A 13,516-nucleotide genomic window follows, 5' to 3' on the forward strand; every position below is an offset into this window, starting at 1 on the left:
GCTCACCCGCCCCGTATCCCGGCCCGTATCCCAGCGCGTGTCCGGGCTCGTGCCCCAGCCCGTGTCCCGGGCCCGTACACCTGCCCCGCACCCCGGACCTGCCGCCGCGCGGCCGCTCGGGCGTAGGCTTCGCCCGGCAAGGATCAGAAGGGCCGGCGGGGCGGGGGCGGAACGGATGACGGCTGAGACGGCGCAGAGGTGGGGATCGACCCTCGACGCGGTCGTGGTGTACGCGCGGGGCGCGGTCTGCCACCGGCTGGCACGGGGCACTGTGCCGCGGGACGGCCGCGTGCGGGTGACGGGGCTGCCCCGCTCGCTCGATCCGGGCTCACTGCGGGCCCGTGTCCTGGGCGCGTCAGGGGTCCGGGTCACCGAGGCCCGGGTGGAAGCCGAGGCGGAGCCGCTCGCCACCACCGCCGGTACCGACAGGGCCGCCGCCGGCGTGCCGGACGCACGTGAGGTCCGGCGGCTGCGCGACGTGTCCGAGGCGGCCCGGGGCCGCCGGGACCGGCAGCTGGGTCTGATCGCCGAGATCAGCGGGCTGCACCCCGTGCCGCCGAACCGCAAGCGCGAGGACCCGCACCGCCGCACCCCGGTCGACGCCTGGCTCGCGCTCGCCGACTTCGTCGACGAGCGGCTTGCCGTACTGCACACGCGTCTCGTCGAACTGGAGGAGGAGCTGCGGCACGCGGAGCACGAACTGTCCGTCGCCGCGGACAGGCTCGCCCGCGCCTCCACCGACGCGCCCTCGGCACACGTGGACACCACGGTGTCCGCGCTCCTGACCCTCACCGGCACTCCCACCGGCACCGCTGACGCGGAGGTCGAGGTGGAGCTTGAGTACGGGGTGCCGGGCGCCGTGTGGGTCCCGGCCTACCGTCTCACCCACCGTCAGGGCGAAGACAGCGGCCGTCTGGTGCTGCGCGCCTCGGTCGCCCAGCGCACCGGCGAGGACTGGACCGGCGTACGCGTCGCCCTGGCCACCGCCGATCTCGAACGCCGCACCGATCTGCCGAGGCTCCGCTCGCTCCGGATCGGACGGCGCCAGGCCGCCCCCGCGCCGTCCGGCTGGCGCGAGCCCCCGGCGGGGCTCGCCGACCTGTTCACCGGGTACGCGTCGGCCGGTCCCCGCCCCGTACGCCCCGCTGCCCCGGGCGCCGCCGCCGGGGCCGTACCGGAGGGCATCGCGTACGGCCAGGTTCCCCCGCCGCCTCCGGCCGGCTACGGCGGGCCCCCGCCGCCCGCGCCGAGTTACGGCGCGCCGCCTCCGCCCACCGGCGTCGCACCGCGAGCGCCCGGCCGGCCGGGTTCCGCGGCCGGTGCCGCGCCGCGCTCGCGGGCGGCGGCGCCCGCCCCCATGGCCCCCGCCCCTCCCGGCTCCGCCGTGGCACCGCCCGCACCGCCGTCACCGCCTCCGGCAGCCTGTCCGCCGCGGCCGAGCGGCGCCGAACTCGACTACGGCTCGCTGGTCCTCAGCGGCCCCGACGAGCAGGCCGGCCGCAGGGGCCGTCTGTTCCCCGCGTCGTCCCTCGACGCGGTGGCGGCCGAGTACCGGCGTCGCGCGGAGACGGTGGCCACGCTGCCGCTGCCGGGGCACGCCGTGCGGCCCCGTGAGTCGGCGGGGTCTTTCGACCACCGTTTCGACGCCGCCGCCCGCGCCGACGTTCCCTCGGACGGCACCTGGCACACCGTCACCGTCACCGAGATCCCCGTCGGCCTGCGCACCGAGTACCTCTGTGTGCCGTCCGTCGAGGAGACGGTCTACGCGACGCTCGTCCTCTCCAACGCCACCGACCAGGCCCTGCTCGCCGGCCCGGTGGAGGTCACCGTCGACGACGACTTCCTGCTGACCGCCGCGCTGCCCACGCTCGCGCCCGGCGGCGTCCGCCGGGTGGGGCTCGGGCCCGCGGAGGGCATCCGGGTCACCCGCCGTACGAACCTGCGCGAGTCGACCGCGGGCCTGCGCAACCACATCACCGTGCTCGACCAACGCGTCCACGTCGAACTGGCGAACCGTCTCGCGCGGCCCGCCACCGTCGAGGTCCGCGAGCGGGTTCCCGTCGCCTCCGAGCCCGACGTCCGCATCGAGGAGCGGTCGGACTGGACGGCACCCGCGGAGGGCGCGGGGGCCGAGCGGCACGCCCCTGGCACCCGCGTCTGGCGGGTGGAACTGCCCGCAGGCGGCACCGTCGCCCTCGACGGCGGCTACGAGATCCGCATCCCGGCCGGCAAAGCCCTGGTCGGCGGCAACCGCAGGAGCTGAGACCCATAATGTCCACGGCCTCGAAGACGATCGCCGCCCCCGTCATCGCCGTCCCCGTCACCGCCGTCACCTGTCTGGAGGACCGCGCCCACGTCGAGCGTGCCGTCGTCCTCGATCTGGAGGCTGGGGTCCGGCGGCTGCGCCTCGGACCGGTCAGCGCACTGACCGTCGACCGCACCCTCCATGCCGAGCTGGACTCCGACCACCCGGCCACCGTGCTCGACGTGCGCGTCGTCCGCGGCTGGACGCCGCGGGGGCCCCGGCCGCCGGCCGACGACGACTCCGCCCTGCGCCACCGGGCGCACGCCCTGGAGGAGGAACGGCTCGTCCTGGAGCAGCGGCGCGACCGGCTGCGGGCCCGCCTGGACCTTCTCGGCCGTCTCGCCGCCGACGTGCTGCGGGAGATCGGCGAGGGCGCCGGCCACGGGGAGACCGAGGGGCCCCGCTGGGCCCGTGAACTGGACCGGGTGGACGCCGAACGCGACACGTACGGCGAGCGGCTCCGTACCGTGGACGCACGGCTGACCACGCTGGCCGCCGAACTCGGCGCGGTCCAGCGGGCCATGGAGCTCACCGAGGAGGAGCCCGCCGAACTGCTCGGCCACATCGAGCTGACCGTGGAGTCCCCGGTCGCCGGGCCGGTCGGGCTGCGCCTGAGGCACCTCGTCCCGTGTGCGCTGTGGCGGCCCGCCTACCGGGCCGTGCTGGACGGCGACGCGCTGTCCCTGGAGACCGACGCGATGGTCTGGCAGCGGACGGGCGAGGACTGGTCGGGCGTACGGCTGGCGCTGTCGACGGCCCGGTCGGCGCTCGCCACCGATCCGCCGCGGCTCGCCGAGGACCGGCTGACGCTCAAGGAACGCACGGGCGAGGAGCGGCGCACGGTCGACGTCCAGCTGCGCGAGGAGGCGATCGGGGACCTCGGCCCCGCCCCGGTACTCGGGCTTCCGGGGGTGGACGACGGCGGCGAGACGCGGGTGCTGCACGCGCCGGCACCGGTCTCCGTGCCTTCGGACGGGCGCGCCCACCGGGTGCCGCTCTCCGCGTTCACGACGGTCGCGAGCAGCGAGTACGCCTGCTCGCCCGAGGTGTCCGCGCTGGTCACCCAGGTGGTGCGGTTCGACAACCTGTCCGGCCATGTGCTGCTCGCCGGGCCCGTGGACCTGGTCCGCGGCAGCGGCTTCAGCGGCCGCGGCACGCTGGAGTTCGCCCCTCCCGGCACCCCGGTCGAGCTGGCCTTCGGCAGCCGGGACGACCACCGGGTCGTCCGGGAGACCGAGGAGTCCCGGGAGTCCGCCGGGATCACCCAGCGGACGGTGGTCACCCGCACGGTGCGGCTGCACGTGTCCCGGTTCTCCGCCCCGGGGGAGCGCGGCGAACGGGTGGTCGTCCTGCGGGAGCGGATCCCGGTGTCCGAGGTGTCGGCGGTGGAGGTGCGTCTTCGCAAGGAGGCCTGCTCCCCGGTGCCCGACGCGGTGGACGCCGACGGTGTCGTCCGCTGGGACGTCGCCCTTCCGCCCGGCGGTCGCCGCACGGTCACCCTGGTCTACGAGCTGTCGGCGAGCGGCAAGGTCACCGGGCTCTGATCCGGGCGGCGGCGCCCCCGGTGTTCTCTTTACGCGGAGGGTGCCCTGCGTGTTCTCTCCGTGGTGCGGTGTGCGGTGCGCGACCATACGGACGCCGACTCGCCTGTTTCTCGACCCGGAAACGCGGACGACGTCGAGAATCGGGCGGCCGGCGGACGGAAACACCGCGACAGGAAAGAAGGACGGACGTGTCCGGCAGCGAAAGCGAGAACCCGGCAATCCCCTCCCCCACCCCCACGCCGAGTCGCCCCAGGACGAATCGTGACTGGTGGCCGAATCAGCTGGACCTCCAGGTCCTCCACCAGCATTCGCCCCAGGCCGATCCCATGGACGAGGACTTCGACTACGCGGCGGAGTTCGCGACCCTCGACGTCGACGCGCTGAAGCGGGACGTCTTCGATGTGATGACGGCGTCCCAGGACTGGTGGCCGGCCGACTACGGTCACTACGGGCCGCTCTTCATCCGGATGAGCTGGCACGCGGCGGGCACGTACCGCATCGAGGACGGCCGGGGCGGCGGCGGCTCGGGAGCCCAGCGTTTCGCCCCGCTCAACAGCTGGCCGGACAACGCGAGCCTCGACAAGGCACGCCGGCTCCTCTGGCCGGTCAAGCAGAAGTACGGCCGGAAGGTCTCCTGGGCCGATCTCCTGGTGTTCGCCGGAAACTGCGCCATGGAATCCATGGGATTCAAGACGTTCGGATTCGGTTTCGGACGCGAGGACATCTGGGAACCCGAGGAGGTTTTCTGGGGTCCCGAGGACACCTGGCTCGGAGACGAGCGCTACAGCGGCGACCGGGAACTCACCGGTCCTTTCGGCGCCGTGCAGATGGGCCTGATCTACGTCAATCCGGAGGGCCCCAACGGCAATCCGGATCCGCTCGCGGCCGCCCGGGACATTCGCGAGACGTTCGGCCGCATGGCGATGAACGACGAGGAGACGGCCGCTCTCATCATCGGCGGCCACACGTTCGGCAAGTGCCACGGCGCGGTCGACGCCTCCTGCATCGGTCCCGAGCCGGAGGCGGCGCCGATCGAGGCGCAGGGCATCGGCTGGCGGAACACGTGCGGCGCCGGCACCGGCGGGGACGCCCTCACCAGCGGCCTCGAAGGGGCGTGGACCTCCGAGCCGACGAAGTGGGACAACGGGTACCTGGACAACCTGTTCCGGTACGACTGGGAGCTGACGACGAGCCCGGCCGGGGCGAAGCAGTGGACCCCGACGGACCCGTCGGCGCGGGACACCGTGCCCGACGCCCACGATCCGTCGAGGCGGCACGCTCCGATGATGCTGACGACGGACCTCGCGCTGAAGCTGGATCCCGTCTACGGTCCGATCGCGAAGAGCTTCCACGAGAACCCGGACAGGCTCGCGGAGGCGTTCGCCAAGGCCTGGTACAAGCTGCTGCACCGCGACATGGGGCCGATCTCGCGGTACCTCGGCCCGTGGATCCCCGAGCCGCAGCTGTGGCAGGACCCGGTCCCCGCCGTCGACCACGCGCTGGTCTCGGACGCGGACGTCGCCGACCTCAAGGGCAGGATCCTCGCCTCCGGGCTCTCCGCCACCCGGCTGGTGACCACCGCGTGGGCGTCGGCGGCGAGCTTCCGCGGCACCGACAAGCGCGGCGGCGCCAACGGGGCACGGATCCGGCTCGCGCCGCAGAAGGACTGGGAGGTCAACGACCTGCCCGAGGTGACCGAGACCGTGCGGGTCCTCGACGGGCTCCGGCAGGAGTTCGACGGCTCCCGCACCGACGGGGTGAGGGTCTCGCTCGCCGACCTGATCGTGCTCGGCGGCTGCGCGGCCGTCGAGCAGGCCGCGCGGAACGCCGGGCACGACATCACGGTGCCGTTCTCGCCGGGGCGCACGGACGCCTCGCAGGAGCAGACCGACGTGGAGTCGTTCGCCGTCCTCGAACCGAGGGCGGACGGGTTCCGCAACTACCTCAGGGCGGGCGAGAAGCTGTCGCCCGAGACGCTCCTGCTCGACCGGGCCAACCTGCTCACGCTGACCGCTCCCGAGATGACCGTGCTGGTCGGCGGCATGCGGGCGCTGGACGCCGGCTTCGGCGGTTCCCGGGAGGGCGTGTTCACCGACCGGCCGGGGACGCTGACGAACGACTTCTTCGTGCACCTGCTGGACATGGGCACGGAGTGGAAGCCGTCGGCCGCCACGGAGAACGTGTTCGAGGGCAGGGACCGGGCCACGGGTGAGGTCAGGTGGACCGCCACCGCCGTCGACCTCGTCTTCGGTTCGCACTCCCAGCTCCGTGCCCTCGCGGAGGTCTACGCGTCCCGGGACGCGGACGAGAAGTTCGTACGGGACTTCGTGGCGGCGTGGGACAAGGTCATGAACCTCGACCGGTTCGACCTGGCCTGAGCCCGCGGTCCGGGGGACGCCCGTCCAGGCCGTGTCCGGCCGGGCGTCTCCCCCGCTTCCCGGACGATCCGCACGTAGACTACGAATGCGCGTGCGTGCACCGGAACGCGTGCGCGCGCCTACTCCAGACGTCGGTCCACGCCAGGGCGGATCGGAGGTCGCCGTGACGGTTTCCGGGGGTCACCCAGGGGCGTACACCGCCGGTACGGCGTCCGGCTTCGCCGGGCTCGCCGCGGAGAACAGGCGCCTTCGCCAGGCCATGGCGCGCCACCATCTGATCGATCTCGCCACCGGGATGCTCTCCGCCCAGCTGAGGCAGTCCACCACCGACGCGGCCGACCATCTGGCGGAGCTCGCCCGCGCCACGGGCACCTCGCCCGAGGACCTCGCCGCCGACATCGTGAACGCCGTCGCCCTGCCCCGCGAGCCGCGCGTCGCCCCCGTCGGGTCCACGCCTCTCCCCGCCCGCCGGCTCCGCCGCACGGCCGCCGCCGCCGAGACGGCGGACAGCGTCGGCGAGGCGGCCCGCACGCTCCTGGAGGGCGGCCTCGCCCCCCTCGGCGCGGACAGTCTGTGGCTGTGGCGGTGCTGCGAGGCCGGGCATCTGCGGCTCGCCGGGTACGCGGGCGTCTCCGCGACGGAGGCTGCGGCCTGGCGCGGAATCCCTCCCGCGGCCCCGAGCCCCATCCGTACCGTCCTCGCCGAGAACGCGCCCCTGTGGCTGGACACGGGTCCGGCCGACCCCGTCGCGCTGCCGGGAGCCTCGGCCGACGCGGCCCGCGCGCTGGTGCCGCTGCGGCGGCGGGGCGTGACGAGCGGCCTCGCCCTGGTCGGCTGGCCCGGGCCCACGGAGTTCGACACCCGGACGCGGCGGGCCGTCACCCGGCTGATGACGGTCGCGAGCACGGTCCTCGACGGCCCGGACTCCCCCGAGCCCGGACCCCCGGTCCTCGTGGACATCCTCGACGCCCTGAGTCACCCGGCGGCACTCCTGCGGACCGACGCCACCACCGGGGAGCCGGTGGTGGAACACCTCAACGAGGAGGCCGTCGCCGCGATCGGCGGTCCCCTTCCCACCGACAACCGGTCCCTGCCCCGTGCCTTCCCGCTGGGCCACCGGGAGCTGGCCCGACTGGTACGGAGGGCCACCCACTCCCGGCGTCCCCAGCACGCCCCCCGGCTGCCGGTGGCCGCCCACGCCGGGCCCGGAGAGCCGCCCCCACCGCTCCTGGACGTGCGGGTGCTGCCCGTCGGCGCGGGCCTGTCCACGGTCCTCTGGCACACCACGGGCGACCCGCGGCTCGCGATGGGCCGGGCGGTCGCGAGGCTGCAGACCGTCGCCACGTTCCAGGACAGCCTGGACGGGGGCGAGACGGTGTGGTCCGAGCAGGCGTACGGGATCTTCGGGATGAGGCGGAGCGACCCGCCGGTGCCGATCCTGGCGCTGCGCGGGCGGCTCCACAAGGACGACGGGGAAGCGCTCACCCGGCTGCTCTCGACGCTGACGGAACGCAGGGCCGGCGCCCAGACGGTGCTGAGGGTGCTGCTTCCCGACGGGTCGGTGCGGCATGTCCGGGTGGCGGCGGAGCCGCTGCTCGAAGGGGAGACGGTCACCGGCTGTGTCGGGGTGTACCAGGACGTGTCGGCGAGCCGACGCACCGAACTGGCCCTGACGGCGACCTTCGACCACCTCACCGCCGTCCGGGACCAGGCGGACGTGCGTCATCAGCTGGCCCTCCAGCTCCAGCAGGCGATCGTCCCCGAGGTCCCCGCCGTCCAGGAGCTGCCGGGCGGCCTCGTGGTGGCCGTCCGGTACCGGCCGGCGGCCGAGGAGTACCAGGTGGGCGGCGACTGGTACGACGTGCTGCCGCTGCCTAGCGGCAAGGTCCTGGTGGCCGTCGGTGACATCGCCGGGCACGGGATCGACTCCGTCACCGGCATGGTCGCCCTGCGGAACGCGCAGCGGGCGCTCGCGTTCACCGGTCGCGGCCCCGGGCAGCTTCTCGGATGGCTCAACGAGGTCACGCTGCGGACGGGCGGCGGGAGCACGGCGACGGCACTGTGCGCGCTGTACGACCCCGGGGACGGCGATCTCGTGTGGTCGAGCGCGGGGCACCTGCCCCTGCTGCTGATCAGGGACGGCCGGGCGACGCTGCTCGACCCGCCGCAGGACATCCTCCTGGGCGCCGTGCCCTCGTCGAGGTACCAGGAGCGCAGGACCGCGCTGCGGCCCGGGGACACCCTGCTGCTGTACACCGACGGCCTGGTGGAGCGGCGTCACGACGGCCTGGGCTCGGGGCTCGGGCGGCTGGTCGCGGCGGCGGAGGAGCTGGCCGCCGTGGAGAACCCGGAGCAACTGGTGGACGGCCTGCTCGGCATGGTGACCGGCGACACCGACGACGACACGAGCGTGGTGGCGGTACGGCTGCGGGGCACGGACGCGTGAGCGGGGGCCGGTACGGACGCGTGAGCGGGGGCCGCCGTCAGGTGAGGGGGCGGTTCGTCAGGCGCTGTCGGATCTTGACGAGCAGGTCCGCCTGGTCGACGGGCTTGGCGAGGTAGTCGTCGGCGCCCGCCGCCAGGGCGTCGGCGCGGTCGCCCGGCATGGCCTTCGCGGTGACGACGATGATCGGGAGGCCGGCCCGGCCCGGGAGCCGCCGGATCTCCTCGATCGCCCGGTAGCCGTCCGTCCCGGCCATCATGACGTCCATCAGGACCAGCCGGATCTCTTCGTGTGCGGCCACCAGGTCGATGCCCCGGCGTCCTCCGTCCGCGGTCAGCACCCGCAGTCCCTGCGCCTCCAGGACCTCGGTGAGCGCGTACACGTTGCGGGTGTCGTCGTCGACCACGAGCACGGTGCTCCCCCGGGGGTACGGGCTGTCGGTGCCCGCGGCCGGGTCAGCGAGGCCGTCGCCGCGGTCCTGCGGCCCGTTCTGCGGTGCGCTGGCGGTCTGCGTGCGGGGACCCGCGCGCTCAGGAAGGTGGAAGGTGAAGGTGCTGCCCCGGCCGGGCGTGCTCTCGACCTCGATCGTGCCGCCGAGGAGGGTGGCGACCTCCCGGCTGATGGAGAGCCCGAGGCCGGTTCCGCCGTACTGGCGGGCGGTGGTGCCGTCGCCCTGCTGGAAGGCGTCGAAGATGTGGCGGAGGCGGTCGGCGGCGATGCCGACCCCGGTGTCGGTGACCCGGAAGGCGAGGACGGGCGGGCCGTCCCGCAGGGCGGCCGGGGTCTCGTCGGGCGGCGTGTGGGCGACGGTCAGGTCGACCCGGCCCGTGTCGGTGAACTTCAGCGCGTTGGAGAGGAGGTTGCGGAGTACCTGGCGAAGCCTTCCCTCGTCGGTGGTGAGGTGGTGGGGCACGTCCGGCGCCACGGTCACGGAGAAGTCGAGACCGCGTTCGTCCGCGACCGGGCCGAAGGTCGACTCCAGGTACTCCAGGAGCTGGGACATGGCGAACGGCTCGTGCCGGACCTCCATCTTTCCGGCTTCGACCTTGGACAGGTCCAGGATGTCGTCGATGAGCTGGAGCAGGTCCGATCCGGCGGAGTGGATGACCTCGGCGTAGTCGACCTGCTTCTGTGTCAGGTTGCCTTCGGGGTTCTGGGTGAGCAGCCGGGCCAGGATGAGCAGGCTGTTGAGCGGGGTGCGGAGTTCGTGGCTCATGTTGGCGAGGAACTCGGACTTGTACATGGAGGTGCGCGAGAGCTGCTGGGCCCGGGTCTCCAGCTCCTGCCGGGCCTGTTCGATGACCCGGTTCTTGGACTCGATGTCCTTGTTGCGGTCGGCGAGGAGTGCGGCCTTCTCCTGCAGTTCGGCGTTGGAGCGCTGGAGTTCGCGCTGTCGGGCCTGCAACTCCTCTGTACGGGAGCGGAGTTCGTCGGCGAGGGTGCGGGACTGGCCGAGCAGCGCGTCGGTGCGCAGGTTGGCGACCAGGGAGTTGAGGACCGCCCCCGCGCTGTCCACGAACCGGTCGAGGAAGTCGCGGTGCAGGCTCGTGAAGGGCTGCAGGGAGGCGAGTTCGACGGCGCCGAGGACCTGACCCTCGACGACGACCGGGAGGACGATCAGCGCCCGGGGCTCCGCGGAGCCGACGCCGGAGGAGACCGTCACGTATCCGGGCGGCACCGGGTCGACGACCAGGGGGCACCGGCCGCGCGCCGCCTGACCCACGAGTCCCTCGCCGGGACGGAAGCGGCGTGGTGCGCCGTCCCCCGTCGCGTCGGGAAGCCCGTACGAGGCGGCCATGACCAGGCCAGGTCCGCGTTCGTCCTCCTCGGCTGCGAAGAAGGCGCCGTACTGGGCGGAGACGAGCGGCGGTACCTCGGCCATGACCAGCTCGGCCAGCTCGGGCAGGCCGCGGGTTCCCTGGAGGAGGCCGGTGATCCGGGCGAGGTTGGTCTGCAGCCAGTCCTGTTCCTCGTTGGCCCGGGTCGTGGCGCGCAGGGACTCCACCATGGCGTTGATGTTGTCTCGGAGGTCGCCGACCTCGCCGGGGGCGTCGACGGTGATGGAGCGGGTGAGGTCGCCCTCGGCGACGGCGCTGGTGACCTCGGCGATGGCCCGGACCTGACGGGTGAGGTTCCCGGCGAGTTCGTTGACGTTCTCGGTGAGGCGCATCCAGGTGCCGGAGACGCCCTCGACCTCGGCCTGTCCTCCGAGCTTGCCCTCGGTGCCCACCTCGCGGGCCACCCTGGTCACCTCTGCGGCGAACGACGACAGCTGGTCGACCATGGTGTTGATGGTGGTCTTCAGCTGCAGGATCTCGCCGCGCGCGGACACGTCGATCCGGCTGGTCAGATCGCCCTGGGCGACGGCGGTGGTGACCTCGGCGATGTTGCGCACCTGGTTGGTCAGGTTGTCGGCCATGGAGTTGACGTTGTCGGTGAGGTCCTTCCAGGTGCCGGACACACCGCGGACGGTGGCCTGGCCGCCGAGCTTGCCCTCCGTGCCGACCTCGCGGGCCACCCGGGTGACCTCCTCGGCGAAGGAGGACAGCCGGTCGACCATGGTGTTGATGGTCTCCTTGAGCTCCAGGACCTCGCCGCGGGCGTCCACCCGGATCTTCTGCGTGAGGTCGCCGCGCGCGACGGCGGTGGCGACCTGCGCGATGGCGCGCACCTGGGACGTGAGGTTGTCGGCCATCGTGTTGACGCCGGTGGTGACCTCCTGCCAGACGCCGCGGGCCCTCGCCTCGCGCACCCGGCTGCCGAGGAGGCCCTGGCCGCCGACCTCTCCGGCGACGCGGGTGACCTCCGAGGTGAGCAGGGACAGCCGGTCGACCATGTCGTTGTAGACGGCGGCGATCTCGCCGATGACGCCGTCGGCGCCTTCGGGAAGGCGTACGGACAGTTCCCCGTCCCGTACGGCGGTCAGCCCGGAGAGCAGCCGCTGGAGCCCGTCGTCGCCGCTCTCACCACCCCCGCTTTCGCCCTCGTGACCGGTCCGGAGGCGGGGGGACTGCCGGACCCGCGGTGTCTCACCACCGGGATGCACCATTCTGCGCTCTGCCATGGATGACCTCGCGTACGGGGCTGTGCGCGCCTGGGGCCGGGGACCGGCATGCCGTCGCCCCCGGTCGTGCCCTACGAGTCCACTCTAGGACCGGACCGGACGGTGGACCTCCGCAGGCCCGCGTCCGGGGAACCGTGAGGACGGGTCCTAGGGTCTTTCGCTGGATCCGAACGAGAGGCCCTAGTCGTCCGCCGCGAGGGCCTCGCCCGCGTCCCCGTACACGCGGAAGACCGTCCGGGCCCCGGTGATCTCCAGCATCCGGTCCACCGATGGCCTCAGCCCGGCGAGGTCGAGCCGCCCTCCGTGGTCCAGCATCCGCTGCCGGGTCCTGAGCAGCAGGTTGAGGCCGGTCGAGTCGCAGAACCGCAGGCCCGAACAGTCGACGACGACGCGGTCGGCCCCCGCGTGGCCCTCCAGGGCGTCGCGCAGGGGCGCCGCAGTGCCGTAGTCGAGTTCTCCCTGGAGGACGAGGACGACCGTGCCCGAGGGGGTGCCCAGCCGGACGAGTACGGTGAGCGGATCCGCCACCTCCGGTTCGGTCACGTGAGATGCGGTTCCGGTGCTCTCCGTCGCGAAATACGCCCTTCCGTTGTCACCCTGCATGGGTCACGTGCCTCCTTACGCCTCACAGGTGCCCCGGGTCCACGGGGGGCATCGGACGGATCGGAGGAGCGGGCGGGCCGTCGGACGGCGGCATGGCGGAACCCTCCGTCGCCTCCGCGGTGCCGGTGGCGTCCATGCCCTCCGGGGCGCCCTCCGCGCCGGCGGGCCGCAGCCGGCCGCGCCAGGCGCCGGTCGCCCTGTCACGCTCCTCGATGAACTCCTTGAACCGGAGCAGGTCGCTGCCGACGCGACTGTCGACCATGCCCACGACGGACGCCGCCTTCTCGGCGATGCCCTCCGGTTCGAGTTCCATCGCCAGCGTCACCTCGGTGTGCGCCTCGTCGAGGCGCTGGAAGGTCACGACGCCCTTCTGCTTCACGTCTCCGCCGACGGTGCGCCAGGAGATCCGCTCGTCGGGGAGCTGGTCGACGATCTCGGTGTCGAACTCGCGGGTCACACCGGCGACGCGCGTCCGCCAGTGGCAGTGCCGGTCGTCGAGCTGCCGGACCTCCTCGACGCCGCCCATGAAGCGGGGGAACTCCTCGAACTGCGTCCACTGGTCGTAGACCTCGCGCAGTGGCGCGTCCACCCTGATCGTGTCGTGCACCATCGCGGTCATCTCCCTCGATAGCCGGAGTACCGGACGGCTGCGCGGCTACCCGTCCGGGGGACTTCGTAATCCCGCGTCGCGGCCCCGCCTCAGCCGTCGGGCGCCTTGCGGGACGCGGCCACGCGTTTCGACCAGCGGACGACGAGGCGCAGCAGCGTGACGAGGGTCAGCACCCAGGTGGCGGCGAAGGCCCAGATGAGCGGGGGCGCCTCGGTGGCCACGGCGAGCACGAGCAGGGTGAGGCTGAGGGCGCCGAGGGCGGCGACACCGAGGGCGGTCATCCGGCGGCGGGCGGCGGAGGGCTGGCGGAGGGGAAGCCGGGGGCCGCGCCGCATCGTGCGCAGCCGGTGGGCGAGGGTCTCGTCCTGGTCAAGCTGCTCCTCGATCTCCGCCAGGATGCGTCGCTCTCGTTCCGAGAGCCGGGCCTCTTCCATCGCGGACACCTCCCGCCGTTCTCCGACCGGCTCCTGTCCTGTCCCGCCGCTGCCCCGGCGGATCCGGTTCAACCGTTGCCGCGCCCCGTCCTTTCACCGCCCGCCGGGACCGCGCGGCAGCAGTTCCTGCGCCTT

General features: G+C 73.5%; 7 protein-coding genes and 1 pseudogene. 4 read left to right on the top strand and 4 right to left on the bottom strand.

What is annotated here, in order from left to right; genetic code table 11:
* The first annotated feature begins 175 nt into the window (after nucleotides 1-175).
* From ACIA8N_RS22770 to ACIA8N_RS22785, 4 genes are all read left to right on the top strand, one after another.
* Nucleotides 176-2,263 (top strand): DUF4139 domain-containing protein, encoded by a 2,088-nt coding sequence (locus ACIA8N_RS22770; protein ID WP_365779030.1) that lies wholly within the window; start codon nucleotides 176-178, stop codon nucleotides 2,261-2,263.
* An 8-nt stretch (nucleotides 2,264-2,271) separates the two neighbouring features.
* Nucleotides 2,272-3,849, top strand: coding sequence for a mucoidy inhibitor MuiA family protein (locus ACIA8N_RS22775; RefSeq protein WP_365779032.1), 1,578 nt, complete (start codon nucleotides 2,272-2,274; stop codon nucleotides 3,847-3,849).
* Nucleotides 3,850-4,037: 188 nt separating this feature from the next.
* Nucleotides 4,038-6,227: a catalase/peroxidase HPI gene (gene katG / locus ACIA8N_RS22780; RefSeq protein WP_365779034.1), complete on the top strand. Its 2,190-nt coding sequence runs from the start codon at nucleotides 4,038-4,040 to the stop codon at nucleotides 6,225-6,227.
* A gap of 163 nt (nucleotides 6,228-6,390) precedes the next feature.
* The gene (locus ACIA8N_RS22785; protein ID WP_365779036.1) at nucleotides 6,391-8,673 is read left to right on the top strand and encodes a SpoIIE family protein phosphatase; all 2,283 of its coding nucleotides are present in this window, start codon (nucleotides 6,391-6,393) and stop codon (nucleotides 8,671-8,673) included.
* A 37-nt stretch (nucleotides 8,674-8,710) separates the two neighbouring features.
* Here ACIA8N_RS22785 and ACIA8N_RS22790 read toward each other — a convergent pair whose 3' ends face one another.
* The 4 genes and pseudogenes from ACIA8N_RS22790 to ACIA8N_RS22805 form a co-directional block, all read right to left on the bottom strand.
* Nucleotides 8,711-11,734, bottom strand: coding sequence for a HAMP domain-containing protein (locus ACIA8N_RS22790; protein ID WP_365779039.1), 3,024 nt, complete (start codon nucleotides 11,732-11,734; stop codon nucleotides 8,711-8,713).
* A 180-nt stretch (nucleotides 11,735-11,914) separates the two neighbouring features.
* The gene (locus tag ACIA8N_RS22795) at nucleotides 11,915-12,277 is read right to left on the bottom strand and encodes an STAS domain-containing protein (RefSeq protein ID WP_365779041.1); all 363 of its coding nucleotides are present in this window, start codon (nucleotides 12,275-12,277) and stop codon (nucleotides 11,915-11,917) included.
* 223 nt (nucleotides 12,278-12,500) lie between these two features.
* A pseudogene (locus ACIA8N_RS22800) lies at nucleotides 12,501-12,947 on the bottom strand (SRPBCC family protein); the annotation flags it as partial.
* Between the two features lie 89 nt (nucleotides 12,948-13,036).
* Entirely contained in the window at nucleotides 13,037-13,381 is a 345-nt protein-coding gene (locus tag ACIA8N_RS22805) for a DUF3040 domain-containing protein (RefSeq protein ID WP_365779044.1), read from the bottom strand.
* Between the last annotated feature and the right edge of the window lie 135 nt (nucleotides 13,382-13,516).

This window comes from Streptomyces sp. NPDC051822 (assembly GCF_044452745.1).
Lineage (GTDB): Bacteria > Actinomycetota > Actinomycetes > Streptomycetales > Streptomycetaceae > Streptomyces.

What these genes read in the sequence shown, in the direction of transcription:
- ACIA8N_RS22790 (WP_365779039.1), bottom strand. Translation starts at nt 11,734, where the DNA reads ATGGCAGAGCGCAGAATGGTGCATCCCGGTGGTGAGACACCGCGGGTC.
- ACIA8N_RS22775 (WP_365779032.1), top strand. Translation starts at nt 2,272, where the DNA reads ATGTCCACGGCCTCGAAGACGATCGCCGCCCCCGTCATCGCCGTCCCC.
- ACIA8N_RS22770 (WP_365779030.1), top strand. Translation starts at nt 176, where the DNA reads ATGACGGCTGAGACGGCGCAGAGGTGGGGATCGACCCTCGACGCGGTC.
- ACIA8N_RS22805 (WP_365779044.1), bottom strand. Translation starts at nt 13,381, where the DNA reads ATGGAAGAGGCCCGGCTCTCGGAACGAGAGCGACGCATCCTGGCGGAG.